This window comes from Caballeronia sp. Sq4a, from assembly GCF_023170545.1.
Classification (GTDB): Bacteria; Pseudomonadota; Gammaproteobacteria; order Burkholderiales; family Burkholderiaceae; genus Caballeronia.
On record NZ_CP084250.1, the window covers coordinates 816,674 to 836,219 of the forward strand.

The following is a 19,546-nucleotide window of genomic DNA, read 5'->3' on the forward strand; positions in this document are numbered from 1 at the left end:
CAGACTCGCTGCTTAGAACGAGTGCTGAATGCCGGCGTAGACGCCCGTCTGGCTGTGGCCGGCGAACGGGTTGTCCGTGGCGGCGGCCGTGCCGAAGTTGTTGGCGTTCAGGCCGTAGTTGGCCGTCTTGCTGTTCTGCACCGTCGCGACCTGCAGGTCGAACAGGGTGCGCTTCGACAGGTTGTACGAGCCGCCGACCGTGTAGATGGTCGCGTTACCCGCGCCGTTGTTGCCGTTCACGTGGTAGACCGCGCCGATCAGTGCCGCCGCCGGCGTTGCTTGCCACGTCACGCCGCCCCATTCGTGGTCGAGCGTGGTCGGCTGGCCGGGCAACTGGCCCACCATGCCGGACGAGCGGATCGCCTGGTAAGCGCCCTGAACCTTGAACTGGCCGAGGAACAGGTTGAACATCGCCGTGTACTCGCGCGAGTACGCGTAGACGCCGTTGCCGTTCGCGTTGTTCGCGCCGGTCGTGCCGCCGTTGAGCGCGTTGTAGGCGCCGCCGAGCGTACCGTTGGCCGGGTTGCGGATCTCGTCGTACATACCGCGAATCTGGAAGAGCGGCGTGGTGTACGTGATGTACGCGCCACCTTCGCGGCCTTGCGGCGTCGTGCCGTTGCCGTTCCAGTTCGTTGCGTTCGACAGTGCGTACTGGCCGTAGAAGTCGAAGCCCGCGAACTTCGGCGACTGGTACGAAATGTTGTTGCTCGATTGCGGCCAGTTGCGGCCACGCACCAGCGAAGCCGACGACCAGTTCGACTGACCGAACGGATCGAAGTCCCACACGCCGTTAGCGATGAAGAGCTCGCGACCCAACAGCAGCGTACCGAAGTTGTTGTTCGCGACACCGACCGTCGCCCAACGATTGAAGAGGCCGCCGCCGCCCGGGCCTTGACCCGTCATCGTGTTGAAGCTGCCTTCCAACTGGAACACGGCGCGATAGCCGCCGCCCAGATCTTCGACGCCCTTCATGCCCCAGAGGCTCGTACCCCAGTCGCCGCTTTCCGCACGGAAGCGGTGCGACGAGCCGGTGGCCGCGCCGTTGGCGCCGACGCCGGTCGGCACGCCGTTCATGTACTCCAGTCCGGCGTCCAGGCGGCCATACAGCGTCACGCTGCTTTGAGCCTGCGCCACCGCGCTGAACGTCAGCAGTGCTGCTGCCGCGAGCAAAGCTTTCTTCATCATCTCCTCCAACCCTGTCAAGAAATAGAACCAAGTGCTGCCGTGTGCGGTTCGATGCGGGCGCATCCAACCGGAAATTGTTTTTCGAGGAACGACACACGCGTAACGACAGTGCTCGTGACGACTCGCGCGTCGTGGGCGCGAATCTGACGCCGGTCCGTCGACTGGCGTTTCCTCACTTTGTTTTGAAGTAAAACTACTTTTTGTGCACTTCGTTTTGGTACTTTAGTTACCAATTTAACAAATTACGTCACACTCGCCAAAGGAATTTGACGCTCGCCGATGCGGTGTGTCAAAAACGCAAAGCCATTGTGGCGTGGACGCGACCCAAAGCATGGGAAACGGCCCGCAAAGCCTTATGCAGCAAGGCTCCGCGCTCGGGAAAGTTTCGGGGTCAGGTTTCACGCCTATTGACGCGCGGACGTCTCGGCGCTAGGTGGCAGAAATGGGCTGGAAGGGCCGTCGGGCGGGGCGCGGCGGCGAAAAAAAAGCGCCTCGCGGGCGCTTTTTCTGGAAGAGTGTGCGGCAGCTACTTGAGACTACCCGAAAGAAACTGCCTGAGCCGCTCGCTCTTCGGCTGAGCGAACACTTCGTTCGGGCGACCTTCCTCCTCGATGCGCCCCTGGTGCAGAAACACGACGTGGTTCGACACATTGCGCGCGAACGCCATTTCGTGCGTGACGACGATCATCGTGCGGCCTTCCTCGGCGAGCGTCTGCATCACCTTCAGCACTTCGCCGACGAGCTCGGGATCGAGCGCAGACGTGGGTTCGTCGAAGAGCATGACGTCCGGGTGCATGGCGAGGGCGCGCGCAATCGCCACGCGCTGCTGCTGGCCGCCCGACAAATGCGACGGATACTGCTTCTCCAGCCGCGGCGCGAGCCCGACCTTCTCCAGATACGTGCGGGCGCGGTCCTCGGCTTCCTTCTTCGGCAGGCCGAGCACGTTCACGGGCGCCTCCGTCACGTTCTCCAACACGTTCATGTGCGACCAGAGGTTGAAGTGCTGGAACACCATCGACAGCTTCGAGCGGACCTGCCGCAGTTGCTTCGCGTCCGCGACCTTCAACGCGCCGGTCTTGTCCAACATCGTGCGCACTTCGGCGCCGTCGACGAAAATGCGCCCGCGATTCGGCTGCTCAAGAAAGTTGATACAGCGCAGCATCGTGCTCTTGCCGGACCCCGACGACCCGATGATGCTGATCACGTCGCCGGCGTTCGCCTTCAGCGAGACGCCTTTCAGAACTTCGTTGCTGCCGTACTGCTTGTGAATGTCGTCGACGAAAAGCTTGTGCTTCTGGGAATTCATGTGCGGTCCTGTAGCCCGATTGCCTGACTTATTTGCCTTGCGGCCGCAGGTACGCGAGCCAGCGATGTTCGGCGCGGCGGAAGAGCCACACGAGCGCGAACGAAATGACGAGGTAGAGCAGGGCGGCAATGCCGAACGCCTGGAACGACTGATACGTCGCGGAGTTCACATCGCGCGCGATCTTCAGGATGTCCGGCACGGTCGCCGTGAACGCGACGGTCGTCGCGTGCAGCATGAGAATGACTTCGTTGCTGTAGTAAGGCAGCGCGCGGCGCAGCGCCGACGGCAGAATCACTCGGCGATACAGCGTGAAGCTCGACATGCCGTATGCGCGCGCCGCTTCGATCTCGCCGTAGGGCGTCGCCTTGATCGCGCCGGCGAAGATTTCCGTCGTGTACGCGCAGGTGTTGAGCGTGAACGCGAGCAGCGTGCAGTTCATGCCGCTGCGGAAGAACTCGGACAGCAGCATGTGATCGCGCACGACCTGCAGGCTGTAAAGACCCGTGTAGCAGAGCAGCAGTTGCACGTAGAGCGGCGTGCCGCGAAACACGTACGTGTACAGCCAGACGCTGCGCGAGAGCAGCTTGTTCTTCGACACCCGCGCCACGGCGAGCGGCACGGAGAGGCAGAACCCGAGGCCGATGGACACCACGAGCAGCCACATCGTGATGGCGAGACCGGTAATGCGGTAGCCGTCGGTGAAAAGGTAGTTCTTCCAGAATTCCTGGATGATTTCGATCATGAAGTCCGCCGCTCTTTGATACTGGAATAAGGCTGGATATCCGAATGCCGCTGGTTAAAGGTCCGCCTTGCGCACGCCGATGGAGTAGCGCCGCTCCAGCCAGATCAGCACGAAGTTCGAGATCGTGGTGATGGCGAGATAGACGACGCCCGCGAGCAGCGTGAAGAAGAAGAACCGCTGCGTGCCTTTGCCGGCGTCCTGGGCGGCCTTCACCACATCCGCGAGGCCGATGATCGACACGAGCGCGGTCGCCTTCACCATCACCTGCCAGTTGTTGCCGATGCCCGGCAGCGCAAAGCGCATCATCTGAGGAAACATGATGCGCGAGAAGGTCTGCCACGGCGTCATGCCGTAGGCGGCGCCCGCTTCGAGCTGGCCGCGCGGCACCGATAGGAACGCGCCGCGGAACGTCTCGGTGAAATACGCGCCGTAGATGAAGCCGAGCACGAGAATGCCCGCGAGGAACGGATCGATATCGATCTGATCCCAGCCGAGCTGGTCGGTGAGCAGGTTCAGCCAGATCTGGATGCTGTAGAAGAGCAGCAGCATCAGCACGAGATCGGGTACGCCGCGAATCAGCGTCGTATAGACCGTGCCGATGCCCGACGCGATACGGCTCTTGGAGAGCTTCGCCGCCGCGCCGATGAGGCCGATCACGAAGGCGAACGCCAGCGACAGCACCGCGAGCTTGACGGTCTGCCAGGTGCCCGCGAGGATCAGCGGACCGTAGCCTTGCAACATGGTGATTCCTTGATAAGGTGCGCCCATTCCACGCGCGCACGAAGCGGCTCGCCGCCGCGCTTCCGCCGTAACTCGCTGCCGAATTTGGCCGCCTACGCGCGGCTCGCCGGCGTTACCTCGATGAAGCCCCGACGCGGATGGTCTCGTTTCTTTCCGGCGCCGCTCGTGGCGCGGGCGCCGGCGGTCCGTATTCTAGGTGGCCAAAATTGGCGAGCACGCCCAAAACGCAAATGCCGCGATTGTCGTGGATGCCGCGAAGGTCCCGAATGCCCGTGTTTCCGAAGGCGCTGCCGCCCGAAAAGCGCGGTATTTTACCCGAACCCGGCGTGCGCGCGGCGATAGCCGGAGAAGTCCGATTACCTCCATCGGCGGGACGGTGTAGTGCCGTTGCGCTCGTTGTTCCGGCAGGCGGCCGCCCTTACATTGTCTCCATCGCAGTTCAACGTCTACACCGGGAGCACAACATGTTCGAGATTCGCCGCAGCAACGAACGCGGTCACGCTAACCACGGCTGGCTGGACTCGTATCACACCTTCTCGTTCGCCGATTACTACGATCCGGAGCACGTCCACTTCGGCGCGCTGCGCGTGATCAACGAAGACCGCGTCGCGGGCGGGCAGGGCTTCGGGACGCACGGTCATCGCGACATGGAGATCGTGAGCTACGTGCTGGAAGGCGCGCTCGCGCATCGCGACAGCATGGGCAATGGATCGACCATCCGCCCCGGCGACGTCCAGCGCATGAGCGCCGGCACCGGCGTGCGGCACAGCGAGTTCAACGGCTCGCCGACCGAAACGGCGCACTTCCTGCAAATCTGGATCATTCCGGATGCGCCGGGCGGCGCGCCGGGCTACGAGGAAAAGCGTTTCACCGATGACGAAAAGCGCGGCCGCCTGCGCGTGATCGCTTCGCCCGAAGGCACGGACGGCTCGGTGAAGATCGGCGCCGACGCCCGGATTTTCGCGGGCCTGTTCGATGGCGACGAGCGCGCCGAGTTCGACGTGCCGGCGGGCCGCCGCGTGTATGTGCACGTGGCGCGCGGCAAGGTGTCGGTGAACGGCGAGGCGCTCGGCGCGGGCGATGCCGCGAAGATCGAGGACATCGCCAAAGTGACGATCGACGGCGGCGAGCGGGCGGAAGTGCTGCTGTTCGATCTGGCTTGACCGGCCATTGATGTGAGAAACCGCGGGCGCGAGCCCGCGGTTTTTTTTCGGTGCGCCGAGCATGCGCAACAGCTCGGGGGTGCGAGTCCCCTGCCCAACCTGATGGTGGTGAAGGGCTAGTGAAACGCAAGGGCGTCGTCGTGAGGCGGGGTCTGAAGGAAGCGTGTAGCAAAGCCACGACCTGACGAACAGAAATCAGATATGAGGCCTACCCGGGCGGACGAGCGAGCCGATGATCGCGAAGTCCATAGCCATCAAGGTCCGGGGTGGTAGATCTGGCAGGCGTGTGGCGAAGGCGGTTGTGCTTACCTCGGGAGGCCTGCTCGGTGTCCTGAACTCAGGACTGAAGGACCCGTAAGGGCCGTTGATCGCCGTGCAGGAGTCAGCAGCGGGCATATTAGGGCGGCGACGCCTGAAGGCCCAAACGGAGAGGAGCGGCGAGTAAGCCGGAGTACTCGACATGGGAGAGCAGCAGAAAACGCAACGCGTCCTTGACGACGGACACCCGGGTGAAGCCCGGGGCACTGGCGCCCGAGGGGCTGAACCTATGGCGGCATACTCCGAGTCTGAAAGCCCGTCGGCCGATGACCGACTGATGGAAGAAGTCTGTGAGCGGGGCAACCTGCAGCAGGCGTTGAAACGTGTGAAGGCAAACAAGGGTGCGCCGGGCGTGGATGGGATGACCCTTCAGGCATTACCGGCGTACCTGCGTGAGCACTGGCCGACGATACGGGCCTCATTGCTGAACGGTACGTACAGGCCGCAACCTGTGAGAAGGGTCGAGATACCCAAGCCGGATGGAGGTGGCGTGCGCAAGCTCGGCATCCCCTCTGCGCTCGACCGGTTCATCCAGCAGGCGGTATTGCAGGTGCTGCAGAGGCAGTGGGATCCGACGTTCTCGGAATTCAGTTATGGCTTCCGTCCCGGACGTTCGGCGCATCAGGCAGTGGCAAAGGCACAAAGCTACATTCAGGCGGGACATTGCTGGGTTGTAGATTTGGATCTGGAGAAATTCTTCGATCGCGTGAGCCACGACATCCTGATGAGCCGGGTGGCAAAGCGGGTTAGCGACAGGCGAGTCCTGAAACTGATCCGCTCCTTCCTGACGGCAGGCGTGCTGGAGAATGGGCTGGTTGGTGCAACGGACGAAGGTACGCCGCAGGGCGGTCCCCTGTCCCCATTGCTCTCCAATCTGATGCTCGACGATCTCGACCGAGAGCTTGAGCGGCGCGGACTGCGATTCGCGAGGTATGCGGACGATTGCAACGTCTACGTGCGCAGCGAACGCGCGGGCCAGCGGGTGATGGCGGGGCTGAAGGCCTTTCTTACCAGCAGGCTGAAGCTGAAGGTCAACGACGCGAAGAGCGCGGTCGCGCGGCCACACACGCGTAAGTTTCTCGGATTCACGTTCTTACACCGGGCACAGACCAAACGGCGCATCGCGCCCAAGGCACTGGACCGATTCAAAGATCGAGTTCGGGAACTGACCCAACGCACACGAGGGATCAGCATCGAGCAGTTGATGGGGCGACTGAAACGCTACCTCACCGGGTGGCGTGGCTACTTCGGCTTCTGCGAGACGCCCAGCGCATTACAGCGGCTGGATGAGTGGGTGCGACGTCGGGTCCGTTGTGTGTTCTGGAAGCAGTGGGGAAATAGCCCCAACCGCTTCCGGCAACTGACGGTACGTGGTGTCGCTCGGGAACTGGCTGCTCAAACAGTCGGCTCTCCGCACGCTGCATGGCGGTTAAGCAATAGTCCCGCCCTGAAACTTGCGCTCACCAACCGCTACCTGGGCTCCCTCGGACTTCCATCATTACGTCCATAGCCGGTCAACCGATCCGAACCGCCGTGTACGGACCCGTACGCACGGTGGTGTGGGAGGGGTCGGGCCGCGAGGCCTGCCCCTATCCCGATCCTGCGAGAACCGTTTACGGTTTCGCAGTCGCCGAGGCGCCCGGCGCGCCCGGCGCGGCCTGAGCCGCGTCCGGCCCGCCGCGATGCTTGCCCCAGCGCTCGTGCATCTTCTGCTGATGCTCGCGCATGCGGGCGAAGTGTTGCTTGAGCGCCGTGCTCACGGTCGTCTTTTGCTGGTCGTTCAGCGCGTTATAGAAGTTGAGCCAGGCGGTCGCCGTCTGCTCGTGCAACTGCATCTGCTGCTGCTCGAGCTTCTGGTGCGCCGCGTGCATCGCGTTCAGGTCCAGAATCGGCTGGTTCTGCATCGACTGGAACTGCTCGCGCATCTGGCGATGGCTTTCCCGCATGGCCTTGTGATTCTGCTTCATCGTGTCGATGGCCGTTTGCCAGAGCCTTTCCTGATCCGTATTCAGCTTGAGCTGGCCGTGCAACTCGTCGAGCTGCTTCTGCATGCGCATTTCCATGTGATGACCGCCGGGCCCGCCCATCATGGCCGGGGCGCCGGGCGGCGGCGCGTTCGGCGCGTCGTTGGTGGCGGCGTGGGCCGCGCCGAAGGTCAGCGCGAGTGCGGTAGCAGCGGCGGCGAGAATGCGATATTGCTTGCTCATCGTGAGACTCCCTGATTGATGTCGGAGCCGAATGCGCGGATTTCGTTGAGACCGCGCTTGGTCGGTGAGACACAGCGTAGTGGCTCGTACCGGCGCGCGTGTTACCGGGGCGGCGTTTCGTATTACGCTGGTTTACGCGCTGCTTTCGCGGTAACACCCCGTAACCCTTTGCGGCGCGAGAGCCGCCGAGCGGGCGGGGCTCACGCGCTAAACTCCCTCTCATGACTACACAAATTCTTGTCGTCGACGACGACGCCGAACTGCGCGATCTCTTGCGCGACTATCTGGTCCGGCAGGGCATCGAAGTATCGGTGCTGCACGACGCCGGTTCGCTCGAACGCCGTATCGAGCGCGAGCGCCCCGATCTGATCGTTCTCGATCTGATGATGCCGGGCGTCGACGGCCTGACGGCGCTGCGCAAGCTGCGCGCATCGGGCGACGACATTCCCGTCATCATGCTGACCGCGCGCGCGGACGACGTGGACCGCATCGTCGGTCTGGAACTCGGCGCGGACGATTATCTCGGCAAGCCGTTCAACCCGCGCGAACTGCTCGCGCGCGTGCAGGCCGTGCTGCGCCGCCGCCGCACCATTCCGTCCGCCGCGCCCGAGCAGCGCGAGCCGTATTCGTTCGGCCGCTTCCGCCTGGACTTCCAGTCGCGCACGCTGCAACACGACGAAAAGCCGATCACGCTGTCCGGCAGCGAATTCGCGCTGCTCAAGATTTTCGTGAACCACCCGATGCGCACGCTCACGCGCGAGCGCCTGCTCGAACTGCTGCACGGTCCTGAATACGACGGCACCGACCGCGGCATCGACGTGCAGGTGTGGCGCCTGAGGCGCATTCTTGAGAGCGATCCTTCCGCGCCGCGCTTCATCCAGACGGTGCGGGGACGCGGCTACGTGTTCGTGCCCGACGGCGAGCAAAATGCGCCGGCCCATTGATTCGCTGTTCGGCCGGCTCGTCGTTCTGGTCATCGGCGTGCTGGTGCTCTCGCACCTCGCGTGGTTCGCCGTCATCCGCGTCGAGCGCGACTACTCGCAAACGCGCTATGCCGTCGAGGAAGCGGCGTTCCTCGTCGAAGCGGTGCGGCAGCACATCGCGAACAATCCGGAGCAGCCGTTGCCCTCGCGCGTGCGCATCGTGCCGCTGCAAGCCGCGGATGTGCCGCAGCCCGCGAGCGGCGACGAGCTTCCGCGTCCGCTCTCGCGCTTCATCGAGGACATGAAAGACCGCTTGCCGGACGGCACCGACGTGCGCCCCGGCCCGCCCGGCGCGCCGCCGAGCGTCTGGGTCCACGGCGCGAAGGACGCGGGCTGGATCGTCGTGCCGGTGCAGCCGCTGCGCCCGCCGCGCTCGCGCGACCGCATGCTCGTGTGGCTTGCCATCATCTTTTCGACGGCCGTGCTGGCGGCGCTCTTCGCCGCATGGCAGTTGCAGTCGCCGCTGCGCTCGCTCGCGCAGGCGGTCGCGCGCTTCGGACGCGGGCAGCCCACGCCGCCCGTGCCCGAGCGCGGCCCGCGCGAGTTGCGCCAGCTCACGCACGGCTTCAATCAGATGGTGCGCGAAGTGTCGCAAAGCGAGAGCGACCGCGCGGTGATGCTGGCGGGCGTCGCGCACGATCTGAAGACGCCGCTTGCGCGCCTGCGCCTGCGCGCCGAAATGATGGACGACGAGAAAACGCGCGACGGCGTGGTGCGCGACGTCGATTCCATGGCGCATATCGTCGATCAGTTTCTCGTCTTCGCGCACGACCGACCGGACGGCAGCGAGCCGGTCGCGGTGGATCAGCAGTGCGAGCGCGTCGCGCGGGCGTATCGCGCGGTCGCACCGGGCGCGGATACCGTGCGCCTGAAGCTCGAAGCGGGGCCGGGCTTCGTGCTGCCGGCCGCGACGCTCGACCGCCTGCTCTCGAACCTGCTGGACAACGCGCATGCTTATGGCGCGCCGCCCATCGTCATCGAGACGCGGCGCGAGGCGAAAGGCTGGGTGCTGTCCGTGTCGGACCACGGCAAGGGCATTGCGCCCGACGACCTCATCAAGGCGAGCCGCCCGTTCGTGCGGCTGGATCCGGCGCGCGGCGGCAGCGGGCATAGCGGCCTCGGGCTCGCCATCGTAGAGCGGCTCGCGCGGCGCGCGGGCGGCGAGTGCGAGATCGGCAATCAGGTCGATGGCGGCTTGCGGGTCGCGATGACCTTCCCGTTCGATCCCGCCGCGCGGACGGTCACGGCGCGCCGCGCCGGATCGCCGCACGAGGAGCGCGCGTTCTGACCACGCGCCCGTAATTCCGCGAGGCTCAGTCGAACAGCGTCTGAAGCGCCGAGGCCGCCTCGCTATCTACCGTGTTGTACGTCACGGTGGACGCCTCGAAGATGTAGTGCGTCGTGTACTTGCCGAGGCGCGACAGGATTTCCTCCTGAATCACCTCGGGCGCGAGGTCGATCTTCAGATACCACGCGGTGGACGACAGCCGCGTCTGGAACGACCCGTACTCCGCGAGCAATTGGTCGAACGTTTCAGCGTCCTGATCGCGGCACACGATGACCAGATTTCCCTTCATGCAATCCTCCCGATAACAGCCACGCAGTCGATACCCAGCACCGATGATACCTGCGCGGACATGTCCGCGTGGCGACGAGGGACATGCAAGCGGCGCTACTTGCCGGCGAGCGAGTCTTCGGTGTGGCGTGTGGCCGGCGGGTCGGCGGGGCGCACTTCGCTGCGGTCGCGCCCGCGCGACTTCGCCTCGTAGAGCGCGAGATCGGCGCGCGAGAGCATCCATTCGAGCGCGTCGTCGCTCGCCTGTTCGGTGATGCCGATGCTCACCGAAAGCACCGCATCGTCCGGTAAATGCGCGCAGTGCTCGTGATGAAAGCGCTTGCGCAGCCGTTCGAGCACGGCTTGCGCGTCGGCGAGCGACGTCTGCGGCAGCAGAATGCCGAACTCCTCGCCGCCGAGCCGCCCGATCGCATCGCTCGGACGAAGCTGCTCGCGGCAGACTTCCGCGAAATGCTCGAGCGCGCGGTCGCCTGAAGCGTGCCCATAGCGGTCGTTGATCTGCTTGAAATGGTCGAGATCGGCGATGGCGACCGACAGCGGCGTGCCGGTCGAGCGCGCCAGTTCGACCTCTTGCCGCAGCGTGTCGAGGAAATAGCGGCGCGACAGGGCGCCCGTGAGCGCGTCGTGGCGCGCTTCCGCCGACAAGAGCGTATTGGCCGATTGCAACTGCTCCGCCAGATCACGCGTTGCGCGATGCAGCCTGCGCTCGCGCGAATACGAGGTGGCGATCACCACGGCGAGCGTCACGACGCCCAGCATCGTGAGGAACACGAGCAGGCGGTCGCGGCTATGGTTGCGCGTGATTTCTGTCCAGCTGGTGAGCGGGTGGACGATATGCGCCGACAAGCCCGAGTTGAGGCCGGTGCGCTCGTCGTACAGCGAGGGCACGGTGTCGCCGTTGACGGCGAAAAAGCCCTTCGCGAGCGCGGGCGCGAGCCAGGGCGCCGACTGCCGCATGCGCTCGCCGACGTTTTCGATGCGCAGCGGCGCGAACGCATCGCGTCGATAGTGTTCGAGGCGCTCGCGGGCCGTCATGCGGGCGATGGCCGCATCCGGCATCGCCCGATATTCGAGCCGGCCGTCGTGCGCCATCACCACGACGCCGTTCTCGTCGGTGACGAACGTGCCGGGGCGCGACACCCAGTGCCGCAACCGGTCGATGCTGACCTTCGCGATCACCGCGCCGACCAGGAGCCCGTCCTGATACACGGGCGCGGCGATGAAGATGCCCGGTTCGCCCGACAGCCGGCCGACGCCGTACATTTCGACGAAACCGCCGAGCAGCGCCCGCACGACATACGCGCGGCCGCTCATGTCGTAGCCGATGAAGCTGTCGTCTTCGCCCGCGTTGCTCGACGCAATGCAGTAGCCCTGTTCGTTCACGAGCCAGAGCGAGTCGAGTCCGGAGAAGCCCTGCGCGTCGTGCAGGAAGCGGTTCACCTTGTCGAGTCCGGGCCGGGCCATCCATTGCTGGCGCCGCACGTTTTCCGTCGCCTTCACGCTCGACGCGTAACGCCGCGACTCCGACAGCGCGCGCTGCGTGACGTCCATCTGCGCGAGCGTCGCGGGAATGGCGCGGGACATGGCGAGGTCGCTCGCGATGATCTGCGCCATGTTGTCGACGATGGAGCCAGCCATCTGTCGTTCGGTGCGCACGGTCGCGGTCATCTCCTGCTGTACCATCCGGTCCGACAGCAGCCCGGCGGCAACCCAGCACCCGAGCGCGAGCAACGCGAGGCAAAGCGTCGCGATGGCACGGTGCAGGAGGAGCTTGTTCATTGGTCGGGCCCGTGTCGCGGCGTCACGCCACGGCCATCGGGTGTTCGGCGCGTGCTCGCGACGCGGCCGCGAGAAGCGCTGCGCCGGGCGTGGCCGATTCGCGCGGGGACTCGCCGTCACGGGCCAAAAACGCGATAATCGCCGCCCTGAGGCGGGCGGTCAGCCGGCTTGCCCGGGCGCGTTCATTGCGTCTGTCAGGCGCGGCGGCGGCGGTCTGTGCATGCGCGCGAGCTTCGGGCGTGCGGCCAGAAAGGTGTCTCGTGTCCGTCGGACGGCCTTCCGACTCGATCTTGGCGTCTCGCATTGCATCGGCGCTCATTTATTGTTTGTGACAAGCCCAGATTGGACGATGTTTTTCGTCGTCTATCAAGCGCCTTATTACTGCGAAAGGCGTTCGCCCAACACATTGCTTCGCAACCACGCGGTTCGCTTGCCGCGGCGGCCCGCTTGTGCGTGCGTTCGGCGCGATGGCGGGCCGAAAGCGCGCTGCAAGGATGAAGCGGCGCGCGCCGGTTTGCGCCGGCCCTTCAGTTCGGCCCGGCCGTGCCGATGAGCAACAGAAGCCGCACGCCGCGAGTCAAAGTTCGGCGCGAAGGTTGTGCCTGTCATCGTGAGTGGTGTAGTGTCGCTCGGTTCAGCGCGAGCGCGTGTCGTCCGGCGGGCGGCCGGACGCGTTGAACCTGTTGAACCCGTCGTGCGTCATCGCGCGCCGTCGCGGCAGCTACAGTGAGGGGGCTCGCCCGGACGACGGCACTGGCCGTCTCGAGCATCATCCGCGCCTTGCGCGGTCGTAACACAGCCTTACGGGGAGGGCCTTGAATGGAATTTGGTTTCAATCTGAATCGCACGGCGAACGCGTCCGCCTGGCGGCTCCTGCCCAACCGCTGGGACTTCGTGGCGTTCCCGATGATCATCTGCATCATCGCGCTCGCCGCTGTCGGCTTCCACGAAACGCTCGCGCCCATCTCGACCCTGCAGACGCAGGCGATCTCGCTCGACCCCGCGAATCTCCCCGAATATGCGTTGCGAACGACCTTGCGCATGCTGGCCGCGATGGTCGCGTCGCTCGTCTTCACGCTCGCCTACGGCACGCTCGCCGCGAAGAGCCGGCGCGCGTCGCTCGTGCTCGTGCCGATTCTCGACATCCTCCAGTCGGTGCCGGTGCTCGGCTACATCTCTTTTACCGTCACGTTCTTTCTCGCGCTTTTCCCTGGGCGCGTGATCGGCGCGGAGTGCGCGGCCATTTTCGCGATTTTCACGAGCCAGGCGTGGAACATGACGTTCAGCTTCTACCAGTCGCTGCGCACGGTGCCGCGCGACCTGGACGAAGTCTCGCGCGGCTTTCACCTGACCAACTGGCAACGCTTCTGGAAGCTCGAAGTGCCGTTCTCGATGCCCGGCCTCATCTGGAACATGATGATGTCGATGTCGGGCGGCTGGTTCTTCGTCGTGGCCTCCGAGGCGATCACGGTCGGCAATCGCAGCATTGTGCTGCCGGGCATCGGCGCGTATCTCGCGGCGGCCATCGGCGAGCGCAACCTCGGCGCGATCGGCTGGGTGATTCTGGCGATGACCGTTGTGATTCTTGCCTACGACCAGTTGATGTTCCGCCCGCTCGTCGCGTGGGCGGACAAGTTCCGCATGGAGAACACGAGTTCGGGCAACGCGCCGGAATCGTGGCTCCTCGACCTGATTCGCCGCACGCGCCTGATTCACCGGCTGCTCGTGCCGGCGGGATGGATTCTCGCCAAAGCGGCGCGCGTGCCGATCAAACTGCCGTCGCTGCAAGGCGTGAAGCTGCCGCTGCGCGCGCCGGTGTCGTCGACGCGCGCCGGCGATATCGCGTGGGGCGCGGCGGTGCTCGTGATTACCGCGTACGTGGTCTGGAAGGTGGTGTCGTTCGTCGCGACGGGCGTCACCTGGGGCGAAGTCGGGCATGTGTTCGTGCTCGGCTTCATCACGCTGCTGCGCGTGGTGGTGCTGATCGCGATTGCGTCGGTGATCTGGGTGCCGATCGGCGTGCTCATCGGCCTGCGCCCGGCGCTCGCCGAGAAGTTCCAGCCGCTCGCCCAGTTCCTCGCGGCGTTTCCGGCCAACCTGCTGTTTCCGGTGTTCGTCGTCGGGATCGTGCGCTGGCACCTGAACCCGGATATCTGGCTGTCGCCGCTCATCGTGCTCGGGACGCAGTGGTATATCCTTTTCAACGTGATCGCGGGCGCGTCGGCCTATCCGAACGATTACCGCGAAGCCGCGACGAACTTCCAGATTCGCGGCTGGCAGTGGTGGAAGAAGGCCATGCTGCCGGGCATATTCCCGTACTACGTCACCGGCGCGATCACCGCTTCGGGCGGCGCGTGGAACGCGAGCATCGTCGCGGAAGCGGTGTCGTGGGGCAAGACCAGTGTCGTCGCGCACGGACTGGGCGCCTATATCGCGCAGAACACGGCCGATGGCGACTACCCGAAGATCATTCTCGGCATCGCGGTGATGTCGCTCTTCGTGACGCTGTTCAACCGCCTGTTGTGGCGCCCGCTGTACGCCTACGCCGAAGCGCGGCTTCGACTGGATTGAGGACGAGTTCCGATGCAGAACCTTAAAAATACCCAGACGCCCGCCCAGCAGGCGGCGGTGCGCACTCCCGGCACGCCCGCCGGCGCGCCGGCGTCGGCGTCGCTGAAGCCGCCGCGCCTCGGCGCGGAGATTCTGCGCGTGCAGAACGTGAGCCGCGGCTTCAACAAGACGCAGGGCGAACTGCTCGTGCTCGACGACGCGAACCTCTCGCTGCGCGAAGGCGAGATCGTCGGTCTGCTCGGGCGCTCGGGCTCGGGCAAGTCGACGCTGCTGCGCATCATCGCCGGACTGATCGAGCCGACCGACGGCGAAGTGACCTATCTGAACGAGCCATTGCGCGGCCCGGCGAAGGGCGTCGCGATGGTGTTCCAGACCTTCGCGCTCTTTCCGTGGCTGACCGTGCTGCAAAACGTGGAGGCCGGTCTGGAAGCGCAGGGCGTGGGCGCGCGGGAGCGCCGCGAACGGGCGCTCGCGGCGATCGACCTGATCGGTCTGGACGGCTTCGAAAACGCCTATCCGCGCGAACTGTCGGGCGGCATGCGGCAGCGCGTGGGCTTTGCGCGGGCGCTCGTCGTCGATCCGACGCTGCTCCTGATGGACGAGCCGTTTTCCGCGCTCGACGTGCTGACCGCCGAAAACCTGCGTACCGACTTGCTCGATTTGTGGACGCAGGGCCGTCTGCCGATCAAGTCCGTGCTGATCGTGACGCACAACATCGAAGAAGCGGTGTTCATGTGCGACCGCATTCTCGTGCTGTCGTCGAATCCCGGCCGCGTGATGGCCGAGATCAAGGTGCCGTTCAAGCACCCGCGCAACCGGCTGGACCCGGCGTTCCGGCGCCTGGTGGACGACATCTACGCGAAGATGACCGCCCGCCAGCTCGACGACGCGAAGAAGAAGGGGCTGGAGCTCGGAAGCTGGCTGCCGTCCGTGTCGACGAACCTGATGGCCGGTCTCATCGAAACGCTCGCCGCCGAGCCGTACCACGGCCGGGCGGACATGCCGGAGATCGCGCGGACGCTGCATCTGGAAGTGGACGACCTGTTCCCGATCGCCGAAGTGCTGCAACATCTCGGTTTCGCGGACGTGCGCGAAGGCGACATCTATCTGACGCCGCAGGCCCGCGTGTTCGCGGAATTCGGCACGCAGGAACGCAAGATGATGTTCGCCGAGCACTTGCTGCGGCATGTGCCGCTCGCCGCGCGAATCAAGAAGGTGCTCAACGAGCGGCCGGGGCATCGCGCGCCGCGCGTGCGCTTCGAGCAGGAACTCGAAGACTTTCTCTCCGATAAAGCCGCGCAGGAGACGCTCGATGCGGTCATCGACTGGGGACGTTACGGCGAGATTTTCTCGTATAACGACCAGACGGAGATGCTGAGTCTGGAGGATGTGGAGGCCTGATTTGGCCGTCCGTCGCTCAGACAAAGGCGCGGTTTCCGGAGACGGAAACCGCGCCTTTGATCTTCACGACGGAGAACGCGAGTAGACGCCCAAGCTGATTGCGCAGTTCCTCGCCCAAATAAAAAGCGCGGTTCCCGAAAACGGAAACCGCGCTTTTTTGCGCGCGCCGCGTGTGCTCTACGCCTACTGCAAATTGCCCCAACGCTCGACCGCTGGCTCCGCCGACGCCCACTTCCAGCCTTCCGTCTGCTTGCACGCGCTCGCCACGAACCACTCGGCGTGCGCATTCGCATCGTCGCCGTCCGCAACGGAGAACGCGAACTCCTTGCAGCTTGCCAGCGCGTTGTCGAACTCGCGCAGCACGCGCACATCGCCGTGGCCGTTTTCGATCGGCAACGTGTGCTTGACCTTCCATGGGCGCGTCTCGCCGACGGCCGATACGCCCGCCGCAGCCGCGATGGCTACTTGCTGATCCGTATGCAGCGACTTCGACACGCGCTTCACGGCTTCGTCGGTGGCGGCCTGCACCGCGATGCCGACGCCTAAGCCGATGGCCGGATTCGTCGTCACGGCGCCTGTCGCGATGCCCGCGACCGCGCCTGTGGCCGCGCCGATGGACGCGCATCCGCTCATCGTCACGCACGCGGCGGCGACCGCCACGGCAAGCGAGAAGCGCAGCGCGGGATGAACTGCGAGCCGCACCGTCATTGCAGCGAGCCCCAACGCGGCGTGGCGGGTTCGGCCGACGCCCATTTCCACTTGTTGCCATCGCGGCAGACGGACGCGACGTAGAACGCGCTGTCGGCGGGGCGGTCCTTGGTGGCGTCGCGATCGACGGAGAACACGATTTCCTTGCAGTCGAGCGCGCCGCTGCTGATCGTGCGGCTGACCGTCACCCGGCCTTTTTCGTCTTCTTCGAGCGGGATCGAATGCGTCACGACCCATGGGGCCACGGCGCCCACCGCGAGCGGGCCGGCAACCGCCGCGATCTTGTCCTGCGTATCCGTGTGCACGATGCGCTGCGTGTACTGCACGCCCGCTCGCGCCGCCGCTACCGCGCCTAAGCCGATGCCGGTCGCCACGGCGGCGTTGTCCGTGACCTTGGCCGCCACGGCCGCGCCCGCGATACCCGCGCCCGCTGTCGCGCCTTCGCTATAGAGGGAATTGCATCCGCTGAGCGTCAGGCACGCAATGACGCCGCTCGTGATCGCGGCAAGCGCGGCGGCGCGCTTGCCGCGCCGGGGGACACCAATCTGCATATTGCTTTTCCTTCGTCTGCCGTTTTTTCTCGCTGCGGTCTTCGGAAAGGCCGCAGCCGACGTTCCTTCGAGCAGGCACTCGGGTGCAAGTCCTGTCGCGGGCTTCGCGCATTTTGAAGCATGCCTCTAATTACCGCTTCGGGAAAATTGCAAGAAATTGCAAGCGGCGGGAACGCGTTGCGGATTTCGTAACGCGGGCCGTGAAGGAAGGACGCCGCAGGAGGCGGCGACGGCCTTCTGCGGCGGTGAGACGAGGATCAGCTTTCGCTGGTGGAAGGGGTGTCGCTCGCGTCGGTGTCTTCGTTTTCGTACGCGCCGAGGCGGTTGTACAGCGTCTTGAGACTGACGCCGAGCGCCTTGGCCGCGCGCCGCTTGTCGCCGCCGCAGTGCTTGAGCGTGCCGAGAATGATCTGCTTCTGCGCGTCGGCGAGCGGCGTGCCGACCCAGACGTTCATCGCATCGCCTTGCGTGACGGGCTTCTTCACCCGAGACGCCAGATGCGGATGCGCGATTTCGACCGTCTTCTCCGCGAGGATGAACGCGCGATAGACCGTGTTCTTCAACTCGCGCACGTTGCCGGGCCACGAATAGGTGCGCAGCACGTCGAGCGCGCGCTTGCTGAAAACCTTGTTCGTGCCTTCCTGCGCGTTCATTTCGGAGAGGAAATGCTGCGCGAGCAGTTCGCGGTCGGCGTCGCGCTCGCGCAGGGGCGGCGCGCGCAGCGGGAACACGGCGAGACGGTACATCAGGTCTTCGCGCAGCCCGTTTTCCTTGACCGCGGCGACCGGATCGCGGTTCGTCGCGGCGATCACGCGCACGTCCGAACTGATCAGATCATTGCCGCCGACGCGAAAGAACGTGCCGGTTTCGAGCGCGCGCAGCAGCTTCACCTGACGCACCGGCGACATTTCCGTCACTTCGTCGAGGAATAGCGTGCCGCCGTTCGCGTGCTCGAAATAGCCGATGCGTCCCTGCACCGCGCCCGTGAAACTGCCTTTCTCGTGGCCGAAAAGCTCGGCTTCGATCAGGTTGTCCGGAATCGCGCCGCAGTTGACGGCGATGAACGGCGCGTCCTTGCGCGCGCTGTGGTCGTGAATCGTCCGCGCGACGAGCTCCTTGCCGGTGCCCGACTCGCCGATGATGAGCGCCGTCGCGTCGGTGGCGGCGACGCGCTCGATCTGCGCGTACAGCTCCAGCATGACGGGCGACGAGCCGTACAGTAGTCCGTAAGACTTCAAACCCGGCACGTCCCCCGCAGAGCGCTTTTTCTGCGCTGGTGTTTCGCCTGCGACAAGCGGCGGGTCAAGATCGGTTGACGCCATAGGTCCTGATAGTTCCTGAGTTCTGCGAATGTGATGGGCGGGCGGCGCGCGGCGCCGTCGGCTGACGCGCCGCCCGTGGGCACGCGCGGTCGCTCGATTCGGCTGAATGTCCGGCGCGGCCGGGTGGGTCCGTGGCGTCGGGCGTCGGCGGCGGCGCGGAAGTGCTGACGCGCTGCGCTGTCGTGCGCCCGATGGCGATGGGTTTCCCTCGAAAGCGTCAGTCCGGAGTCGCGGCGCAACTCGATGATTCGCCGCTGCGACTCTATCTCATAAACGCTATTTAACCATTCGCGACGATATTGCGGCAATGCGTGCCGTCGGTCGGATGGCAATTTGTCTGATTGCGTTTTGCGCCGCGCACGGTATCCGGAAAGGTTCTCCGTGCGCGCCGCGAATTTACAAGTCCACGGCGTAAGAGTTACCCGACAGCCGCGCGTCTATTTCGACTTTTGCGCAGACGCCCGCGGGCGCGCCGCCTTTGCGCGAATGGCACGGAAGCTGCTTCACCTTACTCATCCTTATTCGAATGCCCGAGACGGGAAGCTGAAGAACGGGCAACGGGAGAGGTCGAGCACATCATGGAAGACATTTTCGATTTCGATGTTGCCGCCGACGAGCGCCGCGATCAGGCGGCACAAGCGCGGCCGGCTCGCGACAGGGGCGCGCGGCCGTCGGGCGATCGGCAGGAACTCGCGGCGGGCGAACCGATCGACATCTATCACTGGGCGGCCGTCGCGCTGGTGACGGCGCTGATGTGCGCGGTGCTCGGTTACGCGGCCGGCACGCCCGCGCTGGCTCGCGCCGCCAACGTGACGAGCCTCGTGTTCGGTGTGGCAGGCGGCGCGCTGACGGCGAGCGGCATCATCCGGCGGCTGCGCGCGCGCATGACAGCGAGCGGCGCGCATCGGCCGCTGACCGTGACGGTGCCGAAGGCGCAGTAGTCGCCTGGCCGCTGTAGTTGTAATGAGATCCGCAATTTTGCGGAGGACCCAC

The 19,546-nt window shown here is 65.2% G+C and carries 17 protein-coding genes; 7 read left to right on the forward strand and 10 right to left on the reverse strand.

Annotated elements, in window-relative coordinates; genetic code table 11:
- Positions 1 to 12: 12 nt before the first annotated feature.
- The 4 genes from LDZ24_RS03770 to LDZ24_RS03785 all read right to left on the reverse strand — a co-directional run bounded on the left by LDZ24_RS03770 (position 13) and on the right by LDZ24_RS03785 (position 3,974).
- Complete coding sequence (locus LDZ24_RS03770; RefSeq protein WP_248321667.1) at positions 13 to 1,182, reverse strand: porin; 1,170 nt, start codon at positions 1,180 to 1,182, stop codon at positions 13 to 15.
- Positions 1,183 to 1,711: 529 nt separating this feature from the next.
- The gene (locus tag LDZ24_RS03775; RefSeq protein WP_175939811.1) at positions 1,712 to 2,491 is read right to left on the reverse strand and encodes an ABC transporter ATP-binding protein; all 780 of its coding nucleotides are present in this window, start codon (positions 2,489 to 2,491) and stop codon (positions 1,712 to 1,714) included.
- Between the two features lie 28 nt (positions 2,492 to 2,519).
- A complete protein-coding gene (locus LDZ24_RS03780; protein WP_248321668.1) occupies positions 2,520 to 3,233 on the reverse strand; it encodes an ABC transporter permease in 714 nt (237 codons plus the stop codon).
- 54 nt (positions 3,234 to 3,287) lie between these two features.
- On the reverse strand, positions 3,288 to 3,974 hold the full coding sequence (locus tag LDZ24_RS03785) for an ABC transporter permease (protein WP_175939813.1): 687 nt from the start codon (positions 3,972 to 3,974) through the stop codon (positions 3,288 to 3,290).
- A gap of 464 nt (positions 3,975 to 4,438) precedes the next feature.
- Here LDZ24_RS03785 and LDZ24_RS03790 point away from each other — a divergent pair, with 464 nt between their 5' ends.
- A complete protein-coding gene (locus LDZ24_RS03790; RefSeq protein ID WP_248321669.1) occupies positions 4,439 to 5,137 on the forward strand; it encodes a pirin family protein in 699 nt (232 codons plus the stop codon).
- A gap of 460 nt (positions 5,138 to 5,597) precedes the next feature.
- Positions 5,598 to 6,965, forward strand: a complete 1,368-nt coding sequence (gene ltrA / locus LDZ24_RS03795; RefSeq protein WP_371747385.1) for a group II intron reverse transcriptase/maturase — start codon at positions 5,598 to 5,600, stop codon at positions 6,963 to 6,965.
- Positions 6,966 to 7,068: 103 nt separating this feature from the next.
- On the opposite strand, the gene LDZ24_RS03800 is transcribed toward ltrA, so the two are convergent.
- Entirely contained in the window at positions 7,069 to 7,662 is a 594-nt protein-coding gene (locus LDZ24_RS03800; protein WP_248321671.1) for a periplasmic heavy metal sensor, read from the reverse strand.
- 221 nt (positions 7,663 to 7,883) lie between these two features.
- Between LDZ24_RS03800 and LDZ24_RS03805 the strand changes: the two genes are divergently transcribed.
- Positions 7,884 to 8,606 carry a response regulator gene (locus LDZ24_RS03805; RefSeq protein WP_175939816.1) on the forward strand — a complete coding sequence of 241 codons (723 nt, stop codon included), beginning with the start codon at positions 7,884 to 7,886 and terminating at the stop codon, positions 8,604 to 8,606.
- Positions 8,590 to 9,933, forward strand: coding sequence for an ATP-binding protein (locus tag LDZ24_RS03810; protein WP_248321672.1), 1,344 nt, complete (start codon positions 8,590 to 8,592; stop codon positions 9,931 to 9,933). The genes LDZ24_RS03805 and LDZ24_RS03810 overlap by 17 nt, the downstream gene beginning before the upstream one ends.
- 25 nt (positions 9,934 to 9,958) lie before the next feature.
- Here LDZ24_RS03810 and LDZ24_RS03815 read toward each other — a convergent pair whose 3' ends face one another.
- Together LDZ24_RS03815 and LDZ24_RS03820 are read right to left on the reverse strand one after the other, a co-directional pair.
- Positions 9,959 to 10,222: a hypothetical protein gene (locus LDZ24_RS03815; RefSeq protein ID WP_175939818.1), complete on the reverse strand. Its 264-nt coding sequence runs from the start codon at positions 10,220 to 10,222 to the stop codon at positions 9,959 to 9,961.
- 95 nt (positions 10,223 to 10,317) lie between these two features.
- Positions 10,318 to 12,000 (reverse strand): diguanylate cyclase, encoded by a 1,683-nt coding sequence (locus tag LDZ24_RS03820; protein WP_248321673.1) that lies wholly within the window; start codon positions 11,998 to 12,000, stop codon positions 10,318 to 10,320.
- A gap of 819 nt (positions 12,001 to 12,819) precedes the next feature.
- On the opposite strand from LDZ24_RS03820, the gene LDZ24_RS03825 reads away from it, so the two are divergent.
- Complete coding sequence (locus tag LDZ24_RS03825) at positions 12,820 to 14,571, forward strand: ABC transporter permease subunit (RefSeq protein WP_248321674.1); 1,752 nt, start codon at positions 12,820 to 12,822, stop codon at positions 14,569 to 14,571.
- Between the two features lie 12 nt (positions 14,572 to 14,583).
- Positions 14,584 to 15,972, forward strand: a complete 1,389-nt coding sequence (locus tag LDZ24_RS03830; RefSeq protein ID WP_248321675.1) for an AAA-associated domain-containing protein — start codon at positions 14,584 to 14,586, stop codon at positions 15,970 to 15,972.
- Positions 15,973 to 16,155: 183 nt separating this feature from the next.
- Here the strand turns inward: LDZ24_RS03830 and LDZ24_RS03835 are convergent, their stop codons facing one another.
- From LDZ24_RS03835 to LDZ24_RS03845, 3 genes are all read right to left on the reverse strand, one after another.
- Positions 16,156 to 16,680, reverse strand: coding sequence for a hypothetical protein (locus LDZ24_RS03835; protein WP_371747406.1), 525 nt, complete (start codon positions 16,678 to 16,680; stop codon positions 16,156 to 16,158).
- Complete coding sequence (locus LDZ24_RS03840) at positions 16,677 to 17,231, reverse strand: hypothetical protein (RefSeq protein ID WP_248321676.1); 555 nt, start codon at positions 17,229 to 17,231, stop codon at positions 16,677 to 16,679. Before LDZ24_RS03840 ends, LDZ24_RS03835 begins: the two co-directional genes overlap by 4 nt.
- Before the next feature lie 257 nt (positions 17,232 to 17,488).
- Positions 17,489 to 18,553 carry a sigma-54-dependent Fis family transcriptional regulator gene (locus LDZ24_RS03845; RefSeq protein WP_244848222.1) on the reverse strand — a complete coding sequence of 355 codons (1,065 nt, stop codon included), beginning with the start codon at positions 18,551 to 18,553 and terminating at the stop codon, positions 17,489 to 17,491.
- A gap of 578 nt (positions 18,554 to 19,131) precedes the next feature.
- On the opposite strand from LDZ24_RS03845, the gene LDZ24_RS03850 reads away from it, so the two are divergent.
- Positions 19,132 to 19,494 (forward strand): hypothetical protein, encoded by a 363-nt coding sequence (locus LDZ24_RS03850; protein ID WP_248321677.1) that lies wholly within the window; start codon positions 19,132 to 19,134, stop codon positions 19,492 to 19,494.
- Positions 19,495 to 19,546 lie beyond the last annotated feature (52 nt).